This window comes from Thermococcus profundus, assembly GCF_002214585.1.
GTDB classification, from domain to species: Archaea; Methanobacteriota_B; Thermococci; order Thermococcales; family Thermococcaceae; genus Thermococcus; species Thermococcus profundus.
The window spans coordinates 1,106,487-1,129,699 of the sequence record NZ_CP014862.1; the positions used below are offsets into that span (position 1 = coordinate 1,106,487).

General features: G+C 48.4%; 20 protein-coding genes and 1 CRISPR repeat array (1 of these 21 only partly in view). Of the genes, 3 read left to right on the forward strand and 17 right to left on the reverse strand.

Going from position 1 to position 23,213, the window contains the following annotated elements:
• Positions 1-315: a CRISPR direct-repeat array (repeat unit 30 nt; unit sequence CTTTCAATTCTCCTAGAGTCTTATTGCAAC); it begins 864 nt to the left of the window's first position.
• A 517-nt stretch (positions 316-832) separates the two neighbouring features.
• Positions 833-1,090 (forward strand): CRISPR-associated endonuclease Cas2, encoded by a 258-nt coding sequence (cas2, locus tag A3L09_RS05965; RefSeq protein ID WP_088858084.1) that lies wholly within the window; start codon positions 833-835, stop codon positions 1,088-1,090.
• Here the strand turns inward: cas2 and A3L09_RS05970 are convergent.
• The 16 genes from A3L09_RS05970 to cas6 (A3L09_RS06045) all read right to left on the reverse strand — a co-directional run bounded on the left by A3L09_RS05970 (position 1,083) and on the right by cas6 (A3L09_RS06045) (position 16,997).
• The gene (locus A3L09_RS05970; protein WP_088858085.1) at positions 1,083-1,757 is read right to left on the reverse strand and encodes a CRISPR-associated protein Cas4; all 675 of its coding nucleotides are present in this window, start codon (positions 1,755-1,757) and stop codon (positions 1,083-1,085) included. The two genes, cas2 and A3L09_RS05970, sit on opposite strands and share 8 nt — an antisense overlap.
• A complete protein-coding gene (gene cas6 / locus A3L09_RS05975; protein ID WP_088858086.1) occupies positions 1,758-2,531 on the reverse strand; it encodes a CRISPR-associated endoribonuclease Cas6 in 774 nt (257 codons plus the stop codon).
• Positions 2,521-3,198, reverse strand: coding sequence for a CRISPR-associated CARF protein Csa3 (gene csa3 / locus A3L09_RS05980; protein WP_088858087.1), 678 nt, complete (start codon positions 3,196-3,198; stop codon positions 2,521-2,523). Before csa3 ends, cas6 (A3L09_RS05975) begins: the two co-directional genes overlap by 11 nt.
• Positions 3,170-3,832, reverse strand: a complete 663-nt coding sequence (locus A3L09_RS05985; RefSeq protein ID WP_088858088.1) for a CRISPR-associated endonuclease Cas3'' — start codon at positions 3,830-3,832, stop codon at positions 3,170-3,172. Before A3L09_RS05985 ends, csa3 begins: the two co-directional genes overlap by 29 nt.
• Positions 3,829-5,403 (reverse strand): CRISPR-associated helicase Cas3', encoded by a 1,575-nt coding sequence (gene cas3, locus A3L09_RS05990; protein ID WP_198362252.1) that lies wholly within the window; start codon positions 5,401-5,403, stop codon positions 3,829-3,831. The genes A3L09_RS05985 and cas3 overlap by 4 nt, the downstream gene beginning before the upstream one ends.
• Positions 5,400-6,599, reverse strand: coding sequence for a type I-A CRISPR-associated protein Cas8a2/Csx9 (gene cas8a2, locus A3L09_RS05995; protein WP_088858090.1), 1,200 nt, complete (start codon positions 6,597-6,599; stop codon positions 5,400-5,402). Before cas8a2 ends, cas3 begins: the two co-directional genes overlap by 4 nt.
• A complete protein-coding gene (gene cas5a / locus A3L09_RS06000) occupies positions 6,589-7,332 on the reverse strand; it encodes a type I-A CRISPR-associated protein Cas5a (RefSeq protein WP_088858091.1) in 744 nt (247 codons plus the stop codon). The genes cas8a2 and cas5a overlap by 11 nt, the downstream gene beginning before the upstream one ends.
• Position 7,333: 1 nt before the next feature.
• Positions 7,334-8,281: a type I-A CRISPR-associated protein Cas7/Csa2 gene (gene cas7a / locus A3L09_RS06005; protein ID WP_088858092.1), complete on the reverse strand. Its 948-nt coding sequence runs from the start codon at positions 8,279-8,281 to the stop codon at positions 7,334-7,336.
• A complete protein-coding gene (gene csa5 / locus A3L09_RS06010) occupies positions 8,281-8,637 on the reverse strand; it encodes a type I-A CRISPR-associated protein Csa5 (RefSeq protein WP_088858093.1) in 357 nt (118 codons plus the stop codon). Before csa5 ends, cas7a begins: the two co-directional genes overlap by 1 nt.
• A 196-nt stretch (positions 8,638-8,833) precedes the next feature.
• On the reverse strand, positions 8,834-9,814 hold the full coding sequence (cas1b, locus tag A3L09_RS06015) for a type I-B CRISPR-associated endonuclease Cas1b (RefSeq protein ID WP_088858094.1): 981 nt from the start codon (positions 9,812-9,814) through the stop codon (positions 8,834-8,836).
• A 9-nt stretch (positions 9,815-9,823) separates the two neighbouring features.
• On the reverse strand, positions 9,824-10,333 hold the full coding sequence (gene cas4, locus A3L09_RS06020; RefSeq protein ID WP_088858095.1) for a CRISPR-associated protein Cas4: 510 nt from the start codon (positions 10,331-10,333) through the stop codon (positions 9,824-9,826).
• Positions 10,330-12,627 carry a CRISPR-associated helicase/endonuclease Cas3 gene (locus A3L09_RS06025; RefSeq protein ID WP_088858096.1) on the reverse strand — a complete coding sequence of 766 codons (2,298 nt, stop codon included), beginning with the start codon at positions 12,625-12,627 and terminating at the stop codon, positions 10,330-10,332. Before A3L09_RS06025 ends, cas4 begins: the two co-directional genes overlap by 4 nt.
• Complete coding sequence (cas5b, locus tag A3L09_RS06030) at positions 12,606-13,331, reverse strand: type I-B CRISPR-associated protein Cas5b (RefSeq protein WP_157727209.1); 726 nt, start codon at positions 13,329-13,331, stop codon at positions 12,606-12,608. Before cas5b ends, A3L09_RS06025 begins: the two co-directional genes overlap by 22 nt.
• Entirely contained in the window at positions 13,328-14,485 is a 1,158-nt protein-coding gene (locus A3L09_RS06035; RefSeq protein ID WP_088858098.1) for a hypothetical protein, read from the reverse strand. The genes cas5b and A3L09_RS06035 overlap by 4 nt, the downstream gene beginning before the upstream one ends.
• A complete protein-coding gene (locus A3L09_RS06040; RefSeq protein WP_088858099.1) occupies positions 14,482-16,233 on the reverse strand; it encodes a hypothetical protein in 1,752 nt (583 codons plus the stop codon). The genes A3L09_RS06035 and A3L09_RS06040 overlap by 4 nt, the downstream gene beginning before the upstream one ends.
• On the reverse strand, positions 16,230-16,997 hold the full coding sequence (gene cas6, locus A3L09_RS06045; protein ID WP_198362254.1) for a CRISPR-associated endoribonuclease Cas6: 768 nt from the start codon (positions 16,995-16,997) through the stop codon (positions 16,230-16,232). Before cas6 (A3L09_RS06045) ends, A3L09_RS06040 begins: the two co-directional genes overlap by 4 nt.
• A gap of 264 nt (positions 16,998-17,261) precedes the next feature.
• Between cas6 (A3L09_RS06045) and A3L09_RS06050 the strand changes: the two genes are divergently transcribed.
• Positions 17,262-21,614 carry a PEGA domain-containing protein gene (locus A3L09_RS06050; RefSeq protein WP_198362255.1) on the forward strand — a complete coding sequence of 1,451 codons (4,353 nt, stop codon included), beginning with the start codon at positions 17,262-17,264 and terminating at the stop codon, positions 21,612-21,614.
• Positions 21,615-21,762: 148 nt separating this feature from the next.
• Here the strand turns inward: A3L09_RS06050 and A3L09_RS06055 are convergent, their stop codons facing one another.
• Positions 21,763-22,383 (reverse strand): HAD-IB family phosphatase, encoded by a 621-nt coding sequence (locus A3L09_RS06055; protein ID WP_088859004.1) that lies wholly within the window; start codon positions 22,381-22,383, stop codon positions 21,763-21,765.
• A 109-nt stretch (positions 22,384-22,492) separates the two neighbouring features.
• On the opposite strand from A3L09_RS06055, the gene A3L09_RS06060 reads away from it, so the two are divergent.
• Entirely contained in the window at positions 22,493-23,206 is a 714-nt protein-coding gene (locus tag A3L09_RS06060) for an RAD55 family ATPase (protein WP_088858101.1), read from the forward strand.
• The last annotated feature ends 7 nt before the right edge of the window (positions 23,207-23,213 follow it).

Genomic DNA, 23,213 nt, shown 5'->3' on the forward strand with positions numbered 1-23,213 from the left:
GTGGCTTCAACTTCATCTTTCAATTCTCCTAGAGTCTTATTGCAACTTGACCGTCAAAGTAGTTTCTAATCACGTCCCTTACTGCATCTTTCAATTCTCCTAGAGTCTTATTGCAACCCTCCCACCGTTTCCATTTTCCACCCTCCTTTAAAGCTTTCAATTCTCCTAGAGTCTTATTGCAACTTGAGGGTGCAGGCTTCATAAATAGTTGCATACTCCCTTTCAATTCTCCTAGAGTCTTATTGCAACAGAAGCCCCTAAAAGGGACGGAGAAGGCTGAACCAACTTTCAATTCTCCTAGAGTCTTATTGCAACAGGGCAGATTTTTCCTTCTTTTGCCTCCCTAAACTGATGAGAGCGTTCCAATCTTATAAGCTTTTCCGCAAAGGGCGCTTTAACGAGCCCCTAGAAACCCCCAATTTAGGAACCAAGAGGAGAGTTTACTTGCGGATCTTAGCTCTTGATCTCGTTATGCTGTTATGCACAACTGTGAACATAAGATCTCCCGGGCATTTTTAGGGGCTCAAACATTAATTGGTCTGTTCTCATGCTTTTTTATGCCAAAATATTCGATTTGCACGAGGAAGAGGTACTAAAGAAGGCATCACACCCCTCACTTCAAAATTTTGAAAAAATTTCGTCACAAAATCCTAAATATTCATAACTATTTGGTTGATAATAACAACAGGTTACTAAAGACTTCCAGGAACCAATCAGCTGATATCTTCCAAATTAATTTGTTAATAAAACCCGCTTTGAACAACAGGATGCTTTAAACGTGATACGGCCAAAACTATAAAACAGTCGGGCCGTTAGCATATACGGTGATGGAATGTACGTCATAGTGGTCTACGACGTCTCGGTTGAACGGGTCAACAAAGTCAAAAAGTTTCTGCGTCAGCACCTCCATTGGGTCCAAAACAGCGTCTTTGAGGGTGAGGTGACGAGGGCGGAGTTTGAGCGCATAAGGGAGAAGATAAGAGAACTTATCAACGAGGATGAGGACTCCGTTGTCATCTACAAACTCCGCTCAATGCCAGAGAGGAAAATAATAGGGCTGGAGAAGAACCCCCTGGAGGACATTATCTAGACTTCTCCCATGGCTTATCTATCGCAGCACATATGGGTCTGAAGGGGCAAGAATCACATTCATCGGAACGACGGGGGGTTATCCACGCCGGGAACTTTCCCTGGTCAAGTTCCTCAACGCCCCTTATTACAACCCAGGCTCGCCTGAGTAATTTGTCGAATAATTCTTTGTCCTTCTCCACTTTGAAGTGTTTAAAGTCCAACCCATCTCTGTTAAAAACATATATGTAACCTTCCTCCAGGCCAGCCATGGTGAGGTAGGCGTTGAGTTGTTCTTTCCATGTCCATGATGGTTCCTCCATTTCCTTCAGGCTACCCGGCCCGTTTTCCTGATTGAAACCCTTGAGCTTGAACTCGAGTATTTTGTCTCCCAGTATTGCGTCGGCCCTCCCCACAAGGATCCATCCATCGGAGATCTTGTACTCCAATGGCACCTCAAACTCTATGTCGCCTACCTCCACATTCTCCTGAACCCACTTGTGAAGCAGAGTACCCAAGAGCATGTCTCCAGTGCGTTCATACTTGGACGTTCCGAGATATATTGAAAGAGCTGCCTTTCTGAGGCAGAAACTCAGAGAAGTGACCCATATCCTTCGTGGAGACTTTCTTCCGGCTATTTTGTCCTTTATCTCTCTGTTAAGTGTTTTAAGCTCGTCTGGGATTTCCATTCACACCACCTCCACCATACCAAACCCGTGAGGATTCCTCATCCCAATTCCAAGATCGTACGCAACCCGGAGAAACTCCTCCTCACCCCACATTCTGAAATCAAACTCCCAGGCGCGGGCGTAGATTGGCTTTCCTGTTTTCTTGTCCCTCTTCATGAAAAACTTCTTGCTCTTTGGCCTCTTGGTCAGCACCTTGATCCTGAAGTCTCTCTCGTAGGGTTCACCGTAGACCATCATGTACTTGGACTTCAGGTTTTCAAAGAGGAGCTCCTTCCATAACTCGGGCTCGTCCTCAAAGGGACTGTTCGGCTGGCCAACAGGAGAGAGATCCCACTGTCGGAAGCCGTTGGGCGGGTTGTTGTGGTAGACGCTGACGGGTGAGAGGGTTTTAAAGCGCTTTCCCGACAGGCGTTTCGGGGTCTCTTCAAGCTCGGCCGTGTAGCTCTGGAGTTTCTGTCCTTTTACGTGAAGTTCGTTGGGTCCGTATCCAAGTCCCTCAATCAGAGTGCGGAGAATGGTAATTTCTGCAGAACCGACGTAGAGCTCCACCGTTCCCGACTCAACTATAATGCCTTCACTAACGCTCTTGGCATTTCCCACGGGCCTGAACTTCGATGTGACGAACTTGACGTCCCTCTTGTTGTTGTGAATCCTGCCCGCGACTTCCCTATCGGCGAGCTCAATGGCGTGAAGGAGGAAGGAGTAGAGGTAGCGAGGATAGTTGTAGGGAATGAGGAAAGGAGGTTTGAAGCGGAGGAGAAGTTTAATCCTCATAACATCTTTCCCCCTTGATCTTCAGGTAAAGCCTTCCAGCATTGGTTGCTTTATATCTTGGAGCCCTTCCATCGGGCTTTTCGGCTTTAACAAGACCGTATTTTGTCATTTCTTTCAGCTCATTACTGATAGTTGCCGGGGAAACCCCAAGCTCCTCAGATATCTTCCTCACACTTTTACCATCAAGGAAGCCACAGATTATCCTTGTCCATCTTCTGTTGGATGGTGCTAGAAACGGCCCCAGTTCAAGAGAAATATGTCCTGAGAGGTTCTCAAAGTCGCTTTCTACTATAACTCTAACGTCCTCGATGGTCAAAAGTGCCAGGAGCGTGGATACAATGAGCGGCCTCATGCCACCCGAGAGGACTGCCAGAATGAGGCGATCGTTGGTCAGGTTGTCGTTTATAGCGTGGGATATCTTGGTTACTATCTCCTCGCCGTTAAGAGGGACCTCCAGGATCACCATGTGCTCTCCCCCAATTATGGGGGAGGTTATGTTTTTTATTGCGTTGATTGCGTTGACGGTTCTTTGCTCCCCCTGATATCCCTTAGGAACGATCGCCAAGAGCTTGTCCCCGGCTTCGAGCCCATTGGCGCCTTCCCTCTTTCTCACCAGTGCCCTAACAATGAACCTCTCATCAAAGCCCACCGGAAAGACCACGAGCAACGTCCCACCCCCTAACGTTTAGGACTTCAAAGATCTCTCTTCCAAGGGTGCTGCCAGTTCCACCCCTGTTTAATGCCGCAGCGTAGTTGTCTGCAACGACCAGAGGAAGCAGAAGCGAATAAACGCCTTTCAGGTTTCTTCTCATGACTTCTTCTGCTTCTTGCATAAATTCATTCCACTTTTTCCATGGGAGTTCCCTAGGTAGCCTTTCTCCCGAAAGCTCTTCGAGTACGGATAAACAGTCATTACAAAGCTCAAGGTTCTTTGGTTTCTCAGGGCTTCTGTACCTAACCCAGTCGTGATGGTGGAGGAGTATCGCGACGGACATTACATCCCCCACTCCCCCGTATTTCCCGAAGACCTCTCCCGCCACAAGAGCAGAATAAAACTCATGAAATCGGAACTTTTCCCGTCTTTTCTGAAATCCTTCGAGGCACTTTCCAACGTCGTGAATGATGTGGGTTTTTTTCAGAACTTCCCCTGCGAGCTTAGGATCCACGTTCAAAACCCTGGAGAGGAAGCTAGCATAGCCCCTGCGAAGATACAGTCCCTCAATGATATCGAGGCCCCGCCTTATGTGGGCTTCCATCGTTTCTACACATGTTCCATTCTCAAAATATGCACACGCGTTCATTGGATACCACGCTCCCAGTCGTACTCGCCCGTGAAGACAACCTCAACGTTCTCTCCTAATGCAATTGATTTCGCCACTTTGTAGGCATCGTTTAAGTTCTGCATCTCTCCCTTCCAACCCTTTATCTCCACGACTCCCCTGGAGTAAAGCTCCACCAGCTTGGAGGGGCTTATCAGTACGGCTTCACCCCCCACTGAAAGCGGAATTAGGAATCCTCGCATAACCGGAGTGCCACTGGCGGTTAAGTGCTCTATCGCACTTAGAACATGGGGTGCTCTTTTGGTATGATCCGCCATGAGCTTGACAAGAGTCCCTTTGAGCTTCCGATTAACGTTCTTTGTGATGGATGTTAGCTTCTCCCCGTGAACCTCCGTAACTATTGCCTGATATGTGTCCGGCACCCTCGGAAGGAGCTGGCTTTCCTTCATCAACTTTACTGTCTTTTCGACTTTATCCTCTGGATATGGTCCGCAGGGTGCATCTTCAAGGACGACTATTTTCGCTTTCATTTCACTCCCATATCGGGCCACCCTTCCAAAGCGCTGGAGGAGGGAATTTATAGGTGCTCTGTCCGTGACCATAGTGTCAACTGAAAAGTCAACGCCCGCTTCGACCGCCTGCGTTCCGATGAGGAGGAAATTCCCATCTTTTATCCACTCTCTCAAGCGTCTGACAAGCTCCCGTTTGTGACTTGGTGTCATTCTGCCATGGATCAGCATAATTCCCTCGCTTTCAGGCCAAATATATGGATCGTTCTTGGCTTTGTTAAACAGCTCAACGGCTCTTTTAACCGAGTTCACTATAATTGCGTTTCTCTTTCCCGGTTCTATGAAATCGAGGGGATTTCCTTGCTTGAACTCGATATCAACCTCTTTTTTCAGCTCTCTCTCGATGAATGGATCGTCCTCCTGGGGGGATAAAACGCGGAAGTCGTAGCCGTTTTTCTTTGCGTATTTCTCGAAGATTCTCCTGTGAGCTTCCGATAATGTGGCGGTCATAACCACGATGGGAACTTTCTGGGATGTGAGGAACTCAATAACTGATAGAAATGCAGTCACCATTGATTCGTCCTCAAGAAGGAAGTGGGCTTCATCGAAGATTATCAGCGAGGTCAGTATCGAGGCCTGGGTTAAGTAATCATAGCCAAACTCCAAGCCAGCTTTAATCCTGTGCCTCTTCTTTGTGTTGAGCTTTAGCAGATCCCATGTGAACGTGTCCGCGGTGGTGATGTTGAGCGGAAAGAGGTGGAGGAACTCACCGCTTGACCCCATCATCTTGGTTCTGGAGAACCCAAATGCCTCCTCCGCTGTTTTCTGGATGTCTTCTATGATCGAACGCATTGGGAGAACGTGAATTACCCTATCAAAGATGGAGGCGTCCCAAAGGGAGTGAACCGCCAGGGCAAAGCTTAGGAGAGTTTTTCCGTAGCCTGTGGGGGCCTGGAGAACTAAAAAAGGTGGATTCTCGGAGGAGGTGATAAGATGAAATGCCTCCTCAAGTAGGGGCCTTCTCTCCGGCTCGAACCCCTTTGCCTCCGCGAGCTTCAGGAGTGCCTTCTCAAAAGCTTTCAAAGTAGCACCCCCAGGTGTTCCTGCCACATGAAGGTTTTCATAACCTTCCGAAACTCCCCACTTGCCCTGCCGCTACCCTCCAGAAGGGCCCTGCCCTGCCGGAACAGTCTGAAAACGGCGTCTCTGAGTAACTCCCGCCTTCCGCTGTTAATGGCCCTGTACAGGTCTTTGAGGAAGATATATGCCAACATCTCACCGTCACCGTTGACGCCCTTCCAGAGTTCCTTTTCTGCGATATCCACAAGGGCCCAGAGAGGGTATTTCCGAACCGTAGCGTTCCTATCTTTGAGCTCTACGAGAAGGGGCAGGCCTCCAATGCCGACGGACTCTATTCTCTTCACGTATTCGGTCATGTACTCGCTTAATCCCGTCAAGTTAAGCTGTATGGTCTTGAGCTCGGTGTAAACCTGTCCTTCAAGGCTTATCAGGTGTAGTGTCACAGGATAAACTTCCTCAGCGACGTTCCGTCCTTCCTCAGCGAGCTTCATCGCCAGCTTCATCTCGTAGAGCTCTTCCGTGCTCAGAGAGATTCTGCCCGAGGCTCCGGCACCTGTTAAGGGGAGGATACCTTTCTCAATGACATCCTCAACCTCATAGGGCCAGAAACCCTCAATCCCCGGCTTTGTCATCAGGTAGTACTTTCCCCCTATGAAGCCTGCGAAGCCCGTGAAGAAGCCTAAGGCTATAAAAGAGAACCACAGGGGATCCATGCGTATCTGGGCCTTCTGGCTGGTTGTAGGACTTAGAAATCCGCTCTGGCGTTCGTAATACTCCGGTTGCTTGATTATCGCCGGCAAAATGGCCTGCTCCCTGTTGTACACTACTCCGAGATATGTCCCGTTTTTATCTGTTTTTATTGTGGATAATGACTCAATTGGGTCTATCTTTCCGTCCCTGAGCAGTTTTATGGTTTCCTTAACCACAAGCTCAAAGAGTTCACCGTAGGTTTCAGGAGCACTCCTCCCGAACCATGCCTTCAGAACCTTGTCAAAGGAACTTCTGTCATTTCTTCCCATTTTTGAAGTGTGAACCTTCATCCTGTTACCAAGGGATTTCAATGCCCCCTCAATTGCATCGGCAAGCTCTTCTTCGTCGGGTTCAATCCCGGCGTCCATTATAACCCACGACATGCCCAAGGCGAGCAGTTCTCTGGTTAGACCTTCGTAGGGATAGCTTGAGAGAGCCTCAAGGAGCAAGGACAACCACCTCCCCATCGAGTTCTGCAATCGACAGTCTCCCTTGGACCTCAACTGTTCCTTCGGGGTAAAACATTACCATGCGTTTGGCGTTGGAGTAGTCGCCGATTCCTGAGCGCCAGTCAACGACCATTTGGAGAGTTCCTTTACCCTGCACGTTAACTCCCTTAAAGGGGAATGCATATGCTGTTTTGACATTATTTGCCTCGCGAAGCTGCACTTTTCCTTTCTTCACGTCTTCAACGCTGACTATCGACTCTCTTGAGCCAAGCCTCGTTATTCCCCATGATGCTCTCTCTAGGTCTTTTGTACTGTAGGTACTCTCGGAGAGAACGTCCTCATCAACAAAATACGCGGCTGTTAGGGAGTTGGTGGAGTCTCCATAGAAAACTGCAAAGGGGAACGAAGTTACTGCACTCTGTACTTTCCCGCGGTAAATTGTATTGATTTTCAGGAGGGAACCATAGAGCTTTGGTCTGCCCTCCGTCTTAATAGTGACCCACTTAAAGAGGCTCATTACGGATTCCGCTTTGCTTTTGAAGTTTTTCTTCTCGTAAGTGGTCTCTCCTCTGTTGCCGCTGATGTGGAGGAGAGGGTACGCTATTGCACCTATCAGTGTGGTCGGTGGAACGTAACGCAGTGCAGTGCGCATCTTGCTCTGAGGGAGAGCGCGGAGGGCTATTATCCCGGTGGGCCTCAGCTGAACTTTTAAAAATAAAGTCAAAGGAACCACCTCAGAAGGCTCCCTTTTCGTGGAGGTAGTCAATCGCCTCCTTCAGAGCCTCTTCTGGGACTTTCTCCTCTCCCGCCACGGCAAGGAAGCTCTCTTCCCCAAAGCTCCTGAGGACTTCCAGCCTCTTCTTAGTTTTCACTATATAGTCGTCGTAAATTGGCGAGGTGACGACGAAGGGATAGTCCGTGGCTGCCACAACAAGCTCCGTTATGCCCCCAACTGGGAAGAAGCGGGAGAGCTTAGCTCCAAACTGACTGGATGATAGCATTCTGAAGAGTGCCTTTAGCGACGCCTCGCGTCTCTTCTTTATCTCGTCTTCATCGAGTATGGGTTTTGATGTTATCGCGCTCACGCCTACTGCGTCAAGGTCCAGGTTGAATGTGAAGCCGTAGAGTGCGGTGCCAGTTTCAACGTAGTATATCATCTGCTCGGAGGCGTTACCCTTCTTGCTCGATGCGTCCATCTGCGCGTGCCTGGCGTGAAGTTGAGGCTCAGATGTGGCGAAGAGAGCAACTGACTTGACTGGGAGGGCGTAGCTTACCTGGAAGGCGGAGCTTCTTCTAACCGGTGGCTTCTCAGCGTATAGAAAACCACCAACGTCTTCAACAACGCAGGCCTTTACAATGGCTTCTTCGATAGATTTGGGATTATCCGGAATTGGGTCGACCTTTTTCTTAAGATGCACTTTGTTCATGGACTTGTAGAACTCGCCCCTCTGGCAGTCATCACAGACGGGTAGACCTGCGGAGAGAGCCTCCCTAACGAGGTGCTCCTGGTATGCATGGGCTAGGCTTTCGCCGCTCATGGCTGGCACATAGACCGTCTTCAGTTTACCCTCCTCCTCAACTAGGTAAGGAACGCGCCTGTGCTTGCCGTAGTTTCCGGCCGTTTCGACCATGTTGAGGGCCTCAACGTTGGCCTCAAACCTGACTCCAACGCTTAAAAACATCATTCACCACCTCCCGAGTTTTCCTTCCTTGAGGGATACGCGAGAGCGAGGGTTGCCACGAGTTTGGCAACTCCCATATCCGAGCGAACATCGTCGAGGAACTTCTTTATCTCCTCATCGCTTGGAATTCCCGGCACGGGGATCTTATTCCCGTCCTTCTCCACGTACATTCTCCCGTTCTTGTCGATGGGGGCGCTCTCTCTAATTGACCTAAATGCCCTGAGAGCCTCAAGAAGGGCTACTTCAACGGGTTCCGGATTCAGTGCGTTTCCAATCCTGTCTACATAGCTGAAGTTCTTCGTCTGGACAAAGAACCTCAGCATTTTCACGATTCCTCCATACTCTGTGTTTACCATGCGGTTCACCTCAATCATAGTAAATGCATTACCGGGATTTAAGGTTTACGTTTAGTTTATGTTTAATCAGGACTAGGAAGATGTTTAGAAAAATTTAAACATAATCCTCTCGTCTGCAAAACTAATACTAATCAAGCCATTTTTTTGTAGCCACTATCCGAGGGCGTGTGCATTCGTTCAGGAACATCTAAACACTTCAGAACCACGCCACCAGCGGTTCGTACTCCTTAACTCCAACGAGATGCTTTATCAGTTTATACGCCTCAAGCCGTATCAGCCTCTGCTTCGTGACGTTCTTCTTCAGCCCTGGATGCCTCACACTCTTGCCGAGCTCCCTGTTGTAGTGCTCAAGGATGGTCCTCATTCCTTCCTTCGTCAGCAAAACGCCGTTAAGCTCGCCCCTGAAGTGCTCCCTCCTGATTATCCCCTGCTTCACGAGGCGCGTCGCTATCCTGTCGGCTATTATCGGCTTGAAGATTTCACTCAAGTCGAGAGCGAGAGAAAACCTCCTCTCGCCCGGCTCATGGAGGTAGCTCACCGTCGGAGCAAGCTGGGTGTTGTAGAGCTCGCTCACGATGGTGGCGTAAAGGCGGGAATTGAGGAAGCTTATCAGCGCGTTCATCTCGTTCCCCGGCGGCCTTCTCGTCCGCTTGACTATCTTGAAGCCCTCCGGCAGGTGTTCGTCCCAGCGGGCATAGTACTCCCCTCTTATCCTCGCCTCGACGTTCATTACCTCGGTTATTTTCTTCGCCCTCTCAAGCTCTTCAAACAGCTCCTCCAGAAGATTGGGAAAGCCATCGGCAACTTTCCAGCGCTTTAGGTTCTTCTCCATGTTGAGGGCGGAGCCTTTCACGAAGAGCTTGGCAAGAGTTAGGCGCTTTTCCCGGTTGAGGTAGTGCTCGGCCTGTGCCACGACCAGGTTCCCGGAATGGAGCTTCTCCCGCGGGTAAAAGCTTCCGTCGTAGTGGCCGTAGTGGTTGAAGAAGTGGACGGCTATTCCCTTCTGCGCCAGGAAATGGAGGGCCTGTGAGCTTATGTTAACGTGGCCGTAGACGTAGATGTCGTAGATGCCCTCAACAGCGAGGGGCTTCCTTCCCTGGGCGTTCTCGAAGTATAGGGTGTTCTCCCGCCGGAAGAGGTTCCCGTCGGATAACAGGGTGAGGGAACGCTTTCTCATCTTACCACCTCACACCCAGCACAGCTCGTAGTAGGCGCATTTTTTGCACCTCTTCGATTTAACTGGCTCTGGTGGAGCGGGGAGTGATTTTATCCGCTGGACTTCTTTGATCGCCGCTTCAACTTCATTCTCCCTGCCGTTGAGAGTTATCTCCTTCGTCTCGTTGAGTTTTGGATAATGGAGAACCGCTTTTGCCTTGATGCCGAGCCTCTTGAGGTAGTAAAGGTAGTAAAGCGCCTGCATCTCGTGAGCTTTCTCCATGCTCTTGCCGAGCTTGACCTCATGGACTTCTATGGTATCTCCTTTCCTGATGAAGTCTATCTTTATGCTCCCGATCTGCACTTCCTTCTCCTCGTTGGCGTAGTGTTGCTCATGAAGGAACCTCCCGAGGTCAACCCACTCGCTCTCCTGCTCCATTGTAATGCCCTTGGAGAAATACCACAGTTTGGTAGGGCAGATGAAGAGGTAGTTGATTTCTGTGCCGCCGATGAGGAGCTCGTGGAGGGGATACTTATTCATTCCATCACTTCCTTATGATTACGGTTGTCTAATAAACCTAATTTCTTGTCATATGGGAGGTCTATGAAACGGATCCAGGGATACTTGGAGATTAATGGCTCTCCGGGGCAGTAATTCAAACACAGGTAAATGGGAACATTCACCATGTACTGAAAGACTCTCCGGATGAGAGCTAGTCCCTGATAATGTTGGGTTAGGTTTAATATCTTCTCGTGAAAGTCGATTGGTATCACGGGCACTGTAGCTAGGCCTTCTCTAATCCCCCCAATCCCGTAAATATCTCTCCAATCCCCCACATCTAATGAAAATATCCCTCTATCCTGGACTTTTTTATGAATCCTTGTTGCTAGGTCCAATTTTCTTTCGAACATTGGACTTATGTTGAGCCAGTATTCATTGAGGATCTCTTTATACCTAGACTCGGGAATTGTCTTGTACTTGGTGAGTATTTTCCTAGTTTCACGTATCAAATCAGGATCATACGGATGATGACTAGAGATTTCAAACACTTCAATAGTCGCAGGAGTGTTCTTGGTACTGTCCCTTCTTCTATTGATTCTGCCTGCAGATTGAACCAAGGAATCCAGGGGCTGGACTTCAGTGTACATCTTGTCATAAGATATGTCTACTCCTGCCTCTATAACCTGGGTCGAAACTAAGATAATGCCCCTTTTGCAGTTAGGATTCCTTGTGTCACCTTGTTTCACTTCCTCTAATTTACCTTTGCGATCTTCTGCGATAAACCTAGCGTGGAATAGGTTGACTTCAATGTTAATTCCCTTCTTTTTTACAAATTCTTTAATCTGTAAAAAGACATGTTGAGCCTTCCTCACAGTATTTACCTTTACAATTATGTTCTTTCCACCCTGAGCCTCATGAATAATCTCTGCAAGTATTTCTTCATTTAACCCAATGTCACCGCTATCATTTCGTTCGAGTAGGAGATCTGTATTGTATCTAAGTTGAGTTCTATCTGGAATGTGAATCTTATCAGCTATGTTTAGATAGCTCTCTAAATTCACAAATCCTGTTTCACTGAGTCTTTCCTTTAAAAACGTTGGAATAGTAGCAGACATGACTAACATTCTTTCGCTCTCAAAATACTCTGATTCCAGCATCCTCACAAGTATTGCTAAGGGTAAAAAGCCATAGAGTTGAGGTTCGTCGATAACAATGAATGACTTTTGATTAACAAACACTTTGGGTGGGTATCTACCTGAGTTCAGATAAGGTAATAGCACCTGATCCAATGTGGTGAATGCAATTGGACGTAGAAGAAATTTGTGGATCTTGTATGTTTTCTCTAATGTGTCATCTTCTTTTAGCTGTTTTGAGAGTCCAAGAAATAGAGAGGTATACCAAACTGGTTGTAATGAAGTATCATCTCTCGCGACATTTTCTGTGAATCTATTGAATATATCCTCAATTATCGTAGTTATCGGAAGTGTATAGAGTAGCCTCGAAGACTTTGTTTTCGTGAAATAGAAGTATGAAAAGCTTGTTTTTCCAAAACCTGTTGGTAATTCAATATATGCCTTTTCTGGGAGAGAAGTCGCAGATATCAATCTTTCATGAGCAGGAGTGAAATTAGGGTTGTAGGCGTGATTCACCCGTTCCATAAACCTCTTGCGACCCTTATCACTTAATTCAAGTTGAAATCTTTCTTTAAAACCTGCAGACTTCCAATCTGAAAGATTTAAAGAGCCAGAAAGCGTAGAAAATAACATTTTGAATCTAGTGTCCGTGGGAACCCTTTGAAGTGATCTTAAGTTCTGTTGCTTAAGTTTAAGCATAAACTCCTCAAGTACATATTTCTCTGGAACTTTAACAGTCATTTTAAGGGTTAATGGCTGTAGTAACTCCTCAAAATTCTTTGGCAATAAAAAGAAGGATTCATCTTTTCCCAGAAGGAACTCCTTTTGATGTTCTGGTAGGAGTATTGATGGCCTTGAATGATGAGATGTAATGACCCAAAATACAAGTCTTTTTAAATCAGGCACGCTAAGATTTGTTGTCCTAGAAAATTCCTGTTCTAGTGCTTTGGATTCGTTTAGAATTCTAAGGGCCATCCATGCTGAAAGAAGTGCATGTCCTCTAGCTCCTATGTTGGCCCTAAGAGTATGTTGTATCCCTAAAGTTGCTTTTCCAATGTCATGAAGATATCCGATGAACATTCCTAATTTCATGAGCTCAGGAAATTTAAGAGAAAGGAAATGAGCTATGTATCCCATAGTCTCTGTAAGGTGAATGGTTAATGGTTGCCCCGGTCGAGCTAGAACATTACTATGTTCCATGATCCCACCTTCAGCGCGTGGATTCTCCTCTGAACCTTTATTGGTCCCCCATTTAGTGAATACGCAAAAGTTCCCGTTTTCTTGACTCTTCTTGTTCCTGTTTCTGATACCAATTCCAGTTCAACGGGAACTAGTCCCACCGTAGCCCAGTTGCTAGTTGTTGGATCTGGAAGTGCAATTTTCTGGTTTGCTAGTGTAACGGGCAATATAGAATCAACGCTAGTGGTTTGAACAGGCTCGACTTCTCTAGGATTGAATGAGAGTATTTCTCTGATAAATGCAATAAATTCGTTTTTTCCTAGGGATACTGGATAAACAAAGTCCCTCGTTTCGAGTCTTTTCTGGAGTTCAGCGCTAAACTTTTCATTGTTTGAATGAACAAATATGGTGTAATCCGGTCTAATCAGTAACTCCATCTTAACTGGGCTGAATATGATATTTTTCTTATCATTCTCAAACTTCCATAGCCGCACGTAGTCCAATGCTTTTTTGGGAGTTTTGTTGAGTTTTATGGCCACTTGTATTGTGTTTTGCAAATTTAGAACCTCTAATGGAGAGTATCCCATTATAGCTCCTAGCATCCCAAGTACTGTTGGTTTTGGTGGGAAAGGATAAGTAGAGAGATAACTGGTAACGAACGGACTTCTAAAGTGTGCAAATTCTCCCGTAACCCTGAAAGCCACTAAGTCGGCTTCCGCGTTCACCGCCCGTTCACCCGGTTTTGTTGCTGTAAATATTTATCTATCTCCTCTTTGATGGAGGATATTGGCTTGAAGACTACCCTGCCTGCAATGTCAGTCTTTGACTTTACAGTCTTCTCATCTTTACTATTCAAGATTGCTTGTAGCTCATTAGTGTACTCATCAGCAGACTTCACAAAGTAGCTTTCCCATATCCCAATGGTTATGCTCTCAATGTCTGAAGCCCAGAACTTAATGCCCTCTGCTAGAATCTCAAGGTCTATGTCAAATTCAACTTTCCCAGTGGAGATTGTTCTGTATCTGGTTTCTCCTGTGTGGGGATCTTGGTATGGAACTAACCGTATGTCTTTGACACTGACCTGAAAAGCCCTCATGATTTCGTCATATATCCCCACGTTAGGCTTTAAGTATGTTCCAACAACAAGCATTTTTGGAATAAGCGGGCTCCGATAGTTTCCTGTCTTTCCAAGGTGGAACAGTGCATCAAAGAAGTAAGCAAGTCTTTTTTTCTTTTTGTTGTCATCAATCTCCACAGAAAATCCATTGAATTCCCATTTCCCGAGCCTTGGCACATCGATCCAGAATGGTAGTAGGAAGGTGTTTGTGTATATCTCTTTTGTAACCATGCTTCCACCACTTTCTTTTCCCGTGGTGCTGATAACTGATGTCATGAAATCGTAGTCCCCAGGATACTCAAAAATTCCTCTGGCGCCTATGCTCCTGATGGGACCAGGTCTAGTGATGGCACCGGGAGCACTGCTTATCTCCTTAAGCCTTTTTTCATCGGCATTGAAAAGTTTCTTAAGGCCTGTCTTATAGTTGTCTACCCCACCACTCACCGGCAACATAACTCCAAAGAGGTCTACGTCGATATATTTCTCCAGATCTCCTTCTAATTCATCTTGTCTTTGCTTTTTCCTTGAGATATCCACTGGAAGCTCCAGCACATCTTCCCAGTAATCTCTAATCATCCTCATAATGCTCTGGGGGGACATTCTTGGAACAATCGTGCCATCTTCTAGGTGGATTTTCTTTACGTCGATATCATTTGTCCCGCCTTCTCCAGCGTTTATATTGGAGAGTTCCACTCTAAACACGTCTACGACTTCCGTCCACCTGCTTTTTAGGATGTTATCTAATATCCCTCCTTCGTTCATGGCTTACCACCCCCTTCTTTAAGTGGTGAGAAAAATCCAAAATATGCACCTGTTACAAATAATTCTCTAGCTCTACTATCCGTCACGATTTTTGGGAAGTCCTTGTGTTTTGAAAAGAGAGTCCCAATCTTCTCATTTCCGGGAATCTCTCCGTTTTCGGTTATTTTCTGGATCATATGCCTGACAGTGTCGGAGAGCACATTTATGTTTGGGGTATCTAGCTTCATGATCTTCGCTTTGTAGCTGTTGAATCTGGTCTTATCCGCCTCTGCAAGATTTCTCCACAGCTCTCCTAGGGTTACTCCAAAGTTATATATCTCCTTATATACATCCACATTTCTCTTCTTTGACAAACTATCACCCCCGCACAGGCTCAGGTAAGAAGAAATGAAATATTTTCCATAAAGCTTTGGATTCTTGGCTTTTTGAGCTATTGTCTTTGCCATGGTTTTTATAAAGAGCACATTAAGAGATTTAATATCAAAGTTAGCATACATAGAAGCCAGCATATTTGCTAGTACTATTTTGTGCTGTTTTGTCTTCTTGGATGCTTTCATATATTCAGCAACTGTGCGCTGGAACTGGTTTGTGTGAAAGTGGTACTTGCCAAACTGTGCTAACTTACTGAAATCTGTTAGGTGATATGATGCAATAACTCTTTCAGCTTTTCCCGGGAGAACTAGGTATAACCACAGCTCGCCGGAGTTGATCTCCATTAGGATCTCATCTATATTCTGTCTGTTAGTTATGTTCCAAACCGCCTCAGGTAACGCAAAAAGACCCTCAGCTTTGTCTCTAATTTCATCTAAAACCATCTCTGCAAACTGTATTCCCTCATCAGTATAGCCATAAGGATAAGCGAGAATGTTTGCATGATATTTACTCCTAATGGCAAACTGTGTGTAAGGGCTTGTCAGTCTTAGAAGTTTATACGCACACGTAACACATACCATTTGCTTCCCTTCGGGGGAAAAGTTTGGAAGGAAATTTAGAGTTTTTTCTGACTGAATGTTTATTGGGAAGAATATCTTAACATCATTCCATTGATGAGCCCTCCCACATAGGGGGCAATGATAAGTGTCTTCAGATAGAGAAGGCTTATCTCCAAAGAGAAGTTTTTCTATTATCCACTTTCTGGCATCAATGTCAGTGATTTTGTCCTTTGGTATAATCACAATGCTCTTGATGCTCTTATCAGTTTCGAATTTCTCAACTAATGCGAGTGCGCCCTGAAAGTTAAGATTGATGCCCTCTTTTTTTAGCAGGTTTCTCAAATGCTCCACAACTAATTTTTTAAGCTCTTCTTTCTCTTCTCTGTTTAATGAAGTGAGTTTCTTACTGTTAAATTTATTCTTCAAAATCTCATTTTTAATGTTTGATATAGCAAATTTGCTCTTTTGATCTTGTTTTTTAATGATAATTCCACCATACTTCTTAATATTTCTCGAATTTAGTATCGGATGATTTGCCCCGACTGCATTTTTAGCTTTACCGGATAAATTAGCTAATGGAAAAATCTTGAGCCTCACATTAATATCTGCTTCCTTGTAATCCTGCTTTTCTATCTCATAGACGTATATCAGCGTAGAGCGGAAATCTACTGCGAACTTAAAGAAGTCCATTAACTTATCTAGAGCATCCGCTCTGTTTTTAAGGAGCACCTCCTTTACAAGCCCCTCGAAGGAATCTAAATCAAGGCCATCTTTTTTAGCAAGGTATTCCCCGTATCGTACCATTGCTTCAATCACTCATACCCCTCCTTCCAGCGCCTTTTCACCCTCTCCTTCCGTCCATCAACCTTCACCATCCCAAACCCAATCGAGTTCTTCTCGCCGAAACCAGCGAGGTAGCCTGCCCTCAAGAGACCTTCGTCTCCGTAAGCCTTGAATACAAGATGCCACGCGGTCTGGAAGATGCCGGGCTTGACCTCAAAGCGCTTTGGTTTGGAGCTTATGATTTTAATTTCGAAGTCCTCCGGGGGCTTCAAACCAAAGATATGGACGTACTTCTCGCGGAGGTTCTCTCTTATCAGCTCATAGAACCCAGGTTCGGCTGGACTGAGGTCGTAGCTCCTCGGCTTTCCAAACTGCATCCTCTTCGTCGTCACGGCTATCGGAGAAAGCGTCACGAACTTCCTTCCGCTCAGCCTCTCGGGCTCGGCTAAAGCCTTGACTTCTTCGACCGTGAACTTCTCCCCCCACAGCTCGACCTCGGGCTTTTCTAGGAGCCCCTTGATGAACGCCTCCGCGATCTCCGGAACGGCTGTGGAGAAGTAGAAGAACCCGCGGTTGTAGCCAAGCAGACCGCTCCTGTCCTCTGCCAGCTCCCGCCTTTCGGCCATGAAGAGGGAGTACGTAAAGAGCTTCGGAACCTTGGGGTTGTGGAGCCTTAAACTAAGGTCCGGATCAACGCTCCCTATCTTTCTGTAAACAAGACCCTGGAGAAAGCGCATGTTGTTGAAGGGGATTTTAAAGGGCTCTTCCTCCGGTTGAAGTCTTATTAGGAACCTCAAGGTACCACCCCGTAACAGACGAACTAGTACGCATCTGGTATGTGCTGGATGCTTTTAAGGTTTTCCTCCGATCCGATGTTTGAAGATGACTTGGTGATGTTGTTGATTGTATCCCAATTGAAGTGGATCCTGGGAGAATCGCGGCTGGACCGGGAGTTCCAACGTACTTTTGTGTCCACAAAGAATTTAAACTCCTGGGGTAGTTCAAATACTAAACAGAAGGGGAAAATTAAATGTGGCAATCCCAACGCGGAGGTGTGCACTTTGGGAGAAGCTACTCACCGCAGGTTTGCATGGATCGCGGTTCTGCTTCTGGTTCTGGGGTCACTGGAATCCCTGTGGACTATAACCTATGCTGAGACATTTCCTTTGGGCTGGCACGTAGAGCACGGTCAGGTGAACTCCTGGAATGGCAATCTAAAAACGTCCGAGATAAATCACGGGGCTCTGGAAAGCGAACTGAAGGTGGGCTACGCCATAGTAACCACCAAAGCGATAGTCAACGGCAGCGGGGAGCTTCCCAAATACGTTGAATACCTCAAAAGCAAGGGCTTTGAAGTGTATCTCCTGACAGAGGACGACTACGGTTATGCGGAGGGGCAGGAGAGGGCCGTCAACATAAGGAACTGGCTGAAGGAGCACTACAAGCCCCTCCACATCACGTACGTGCTCCTGATAGGCAACCCCGATCCGGACGATCCGAGCGATCCCAACGACACCTACGGCGACGTCCCCATGATTATGGCCTGGCCAAGGGTTAAGTACACCGATCCGAGAACCAACGAAACGCACTGGTACAACTCCACCCCCACGGATTACTTCTACGCAGATCTAACTGGAAACTGGGATCTCGACGGGGACGGCTACTACGGTGAGTACCCAGACGATTTTGGGAAGGGGGGTGTCGACCTCTCCCCAGAAGTCTTCGTTGGAAGGATACCCGTTTACGACGGCAACTACACCGCCCTCGATTCGATACTGGACAGGATCATGGCGTTCAAAGGGGCTCCGAAAAAGATCCTCCTTCCAATGGCAGTCATAAACTACGAGAACGAGGACAACTTTCCGGGATACGCCAGAACTGACGGCAGGAAGCTACCATACTACCTCGGTCAGCTCGCTGAGGCCAGGAACTTCAGCGTGACAGCGATGTATGAGGGTGAGGGCCTTTCTCCGGTTCCAAGGGATGCAGCTTACTACACCTACAACATAAGCGAGGAGAACCTCATAAGGGAGTGGAACAGGGGCTACGGGATCGTTATGTGGCTGGCCCACGGGTACAGGGAGGTCGCCTACAGAAAGGTCTGGGCCCGCGACGACGGTGACGGGATCCCTGAGAGCTCGGAAATGGAGCTGTATCCTCTGATCGACGTTTCCTCAGCTTCCAAGCTTGAGCCGAAGAACACTTTCCTCTTTGAGGCCTCCTGCCTCAACGGCTACCCAGAGGACAGCCACAACCTCCAGTACACCCTCCTCAAGTCCGCCGCCATAGCAATCGTCGGCGCCACGAGGCAGAGCTGGTACTCAATAGGGATGTGGGAGCTCAACGCAGTCCCGGATGACCTGAGCCTTGGGTACGTTTACGTCAAAAACCTCATGGAGGGAATGACCGCGGGAGAGGCCCTCTACATGGGCAAATCCAGCTTTTCTGCCTCCGATCCAAAGTGGATCATGAACCTCTTCAACTTCAACCTCTACGGCGACCCCTCCCTGGGTCTCGATGGCGTTGGAATCTCAAAACACGGGAGGAACATAATCTTCGTGGACGACGATAAGAAGGACTTTCCCAAGGCGGACTACACAAGCATAAGCGCGGCGCTGGAGTATGCTCTTCCAGGGGAGACGATAGTGGTTTACCCGGGCCTCTACAATGAGACCGTGAGAATAACCAAACCCAAGATCACCCTAAAGGCCGTTTTTCCAGCGTGGACTGTGATAAACGGCTCTGTTTACATCTCCTCGAACCTCGTCACCTTTGAAGGTTTTACGATCAAGGGCAACCTTCAGGTGAGCGATGCCAAGGGGGTAAGCGTCAACGACCTCCTGGTGAAAGGTAGCCTCGGGGTGGGGAACTCATTCAAAGTCCTCATGAGCAACATCCGAGCTCAGCCGGGGTGGGGCGCGGGCACGCCCCTCGACATAACAGGTTCCGCCAAAGTCACCCTGATCCACGTTAACCTGAGTGCCGCTGGAAGTGACATGCCGGCTATGATATTTGACTCCTCCGAGGTGGAGATAGCCGACAGCCAGCTGGAGCTGGGGGAGGGCCTTTATCTGCGGTACGCCACCATAGTCCGTCTTAAGAACGTTGAGGTGATTGGGAGGACGCTGGACATCAAGGGGGAAAGACCCTTGGAGTACACCACCCACCTCTTCCAGAACGTCACCCTCAACGGTTATCCCGTTGTCTACGTGGCCAATTCCAAGGGGAAGAGGATAGAGGGAATCCAAGTGGGTCAAGTGATAATAGCGAACTCGACCGACGTTTACGTGGATTCAGTTAACGTCACGCCCGGAACAACTCAGGTGGCCTTCTCCGATAACGTGACCATCTCCAACAGCAATTTGACGGGCAAATCGGGAGGTTTCGTGGACATAAAGGACTCAGTTCACGTTTCTATCATCAACTCCTTCACGGCTGGCTCCCTGTGGATAAGGGGGAGCAGGCCGGAGCACTTCACCACCCTCAAGATAGACAATGTGAGTACCTACGACGGCGGGAGGATACTCCAGATCAGGAACAGGCAGGGGGAAACGGTGAAGGTGGATCCCGCGGGAGGTTCTGTATATCAGCTCATCATCACGAACGTAACTGACTCCAAGATCATTGGAACCGTCAACGTCACAGACTCCATTGAGATGTATGGTATCGGGAATTCAACGGTTGAATGGATGGGGAGTTCGCACAGCATATACCTCCGGTTCTCAAGGGGAGTACTGCTAACTCGTCTCATAGGGCCTGAGCTGGAGGTGGAAGACTCGACTGGAATAACAGTGACCAACTCCACGATAGGGAATCTGGACATCCATGGAAACGACCACTTCAGCCCAGAGGAGAACCTGGTGGAAGGGTGCGTGATCTGGTATCTCCGCATAAACACTGCGGATCCCATGGTGGTTAGGAGAAACACCATTTCTCACCTCATTATCTCAAGGAGCTCAAAGAAAGTTCTCGTTGAGAAGAACGTGATATCACCTCTATCGGAGTGGATGGCCGGTTACCCTGGCATCAGGATATCAGGGTCGGTCATAATCCGCTCCAACGTCATAAGCGGGTTCCGGGAAGGAATATGGTTCGCCCGATGGGGCAACACCCCGGAACCCAGCATCATATATGACAACTTCTTCAACAACACTGAGAACGTGTTCCTCCAGTATGACAATGGCCCGGTGAACTTCTGGAACCTCACTCTGAAGGAAGGGCCCAACATAGTCGGCGGCTCGTTGATAGGCGGAAACTACTGGGCAGATTCCAACGGGACGGGCTTCAGCGAAACCTGCACCGACTCCAACTCCGACGGTATATGCGACTCCCCTTACGTGATAGACGGGGACAACGTGGACTACCTCCCGCTCTCAACGCCGGGAAGGCTGAGGATACGGCTCTGGGATCTCTTCGGCCACCTTAAGCTGGAATTACCCAACGGCTCGAATGTGATTCTAAATGGATTCTATTTGGGCAAGAAAGGCGACTTCTACCTCCCACCAGGCCGGTACAGAGTTAACGTAACAAACCCCTACTACGAGGATTACAACACCACAGTTGTCATCCAGCCAGGGCAGACGGTAACATTGAGTCCTGAGATGAAGCCCCTCTTCGGCTTCCTCAACGTGGACTCAGTCCCAGGGGGGGCGGAGGTCTACATCAACGGCTCATTCTCGGGGGTGACACCGCTCAGCAGGGTTCTTCTGTCGCCTGGAAACTACACCATCCGCATTGTCAAGGGCGGTTATGAAGAATACTCATCGACGGTAACGGTGGTTAGAGGCCAAACAAAATCTCTGCTGGCGGTTTTGAAGCCCCTCCCGCCGGCGTATCTTAAGGTTACCTCGGTCCCCAATGGGACCTCTGTTTACGTTGACGAGTCTTTAAAAGGATCGACCCCACTGTGGCTTGAACTCACCCCCGGCAACCACACTATCAAACTTGTTAGAGATGGATATCAGGACTACGAGGCCAACGTCACGCTTGTTTCGGGTAAGGTTACGGAAATTAAAGCCGTACTAATCCCCAAACCTGCCGTCCTCTTCGTAAACTCAACGCCCACAGGAGCGGCGGTTTATGTGGACGGGGAATACGCTGGGGAAACCCCACTGGCCCTAGAACTCCCGTCCGGCAACCACACAGTAGAACTCTCCAAGGGAGGTTATGCAAACTACACACTCCACGTCAGCCTGTCAGCTGGGAAAGAGAAAAACGTAAGTGTTAAACTGGATGAAATTCCGCCGACAACAACCATCCCTGTGAGCACCACAAGCACTACGACTTCCGGCAACGGGACTTCGCCCAGTTCCAATGGAACCAGTACCAAGCAGAACTCTTCCGGAGGTATCTGCGGCCCGGCGATCCTGCTGGCCTTAGCTCTGACGCCCCTCTTAATTAGAGGAAAGGAGTGATGTGGGTCAGGGAAGGGCGTGCTCATCACACTCAGCAAAGCAAAAGCTCATCATCCCCTGTAGGTCCGGCCGGAATCCCCGCTTCACCCGTCCGCGGAGTGGGCGGGATGCCGGACCCGGAGGATTTTCGGTGGGGAGAATAAAAACTTCACTCCTCCAGGAGCCCCTCGATGATTTCCCTGACCTCACGAAGGCTCTCAACGACGTGGTCACCTTCAACGCCCTCGTGGGGGTTTATCGCTATGCTGACGTCGGCTTCCCTGAACATCGCTATGTCGTTGTAGCCGTCGCCGACTGCAACAGTTAAACTGGGCTTCAGCTCCTCCTTCAGTTTTCTGAGTATCGCCCCCTTTCCCCGAAAGTCGACGTGTGGTCTCACCTTCCCTGTTATCACACCGTTCTCGTCAAAGATCAGCTCGTTGGCGAAGACGTAGTCCGCACCGAGCTCCCTCCCCACCTTTGAGGCCAGGCACAAAAGCCCGCTGCTGATTATCGCTATCCTGAAGTTTTCTCTCTTTAAAAATTCGATGAGCTCTTCTGCGCCCTCCATGTACTCAACGGTATTGACCCACTCCAGGATTTCCTCCTTTGTATGCCCCTTCCAGAGGGAGGCGTCGAGCTCGGCCCAGGTTGCGTAGTCTATCTCGCCACGGAAGAACATCTCCGCGTACTCCTTCCCCTTCTCCCAGGTTCCAAAGCGCTTGTGGAGCTCGACCCAGCCGGAGACTGATTTCACGAGCGTACCTTCAAGGTCAAAAGCGGCCAGCATAACTTCCCCCACATCGATCACCCTTCACAGTTTGAGCCGGAGGTTATAAACCCTGCCGCCGGGCTAAGCTTAAATACATGATGACACTAAGATTAGTGGGGTGAAGCAGTTGTACGTGGGGGAGATTCTCAAGAGCCTCGACAGAGTTCCATCCGGTGTTCCGGGTCTTGACGAGCTCATAGGCGGCGGTTTTCTTCCGGGGAGGGTCTACCTTGTCACCGGCCCGCCAGGAAGCGGTAAAACCACAATCGGTGTTCAGTTTCTTGTCGAAGGGGCCAAAAACGGCGAGAAGGGAGTTTTCATATCCCTCGTAGAGAACCCCAAGATAATACTCCAAGATATGCTCAGGTACAACTTCGGACTGCTCGGCTACGCCAAATCAAAGGCCATAACCTTCCACGACCTTGGGCGGTTGCTTTTGCGGGCGGAGTACAGGCTCACATGGAACGAACTCTTCAATCAAATCCTTCAGATAATAAACGAAGAGGGGATAAAGAGGGCGGTTATCGATTCCTTTACTTCCATGGAGCACCTCGTCAAAGATCCCGGGAACAAACGCTGGGCCCTCGGAAGGTTCATACGCGCTCTCCAGGAGCTTGAAACCACGACACTGATAACATCTGAGATGCTCCAGGGCGACGCCTACACCGACGAGCACTACCTAGCGGACGGCGTCCTCGTGATCCACCACTTCATGCGCAACTACCAGATGGTCAGGGCCCTCCAGATTCTGAAGATGAGGGGTGTTCCCCATGACAGCAACCTCAAGAGAATGCGCTTTACAGACGAGGGTATTAGGGTGTACAACGAGGGGCCGTTCTGAGGTGGTA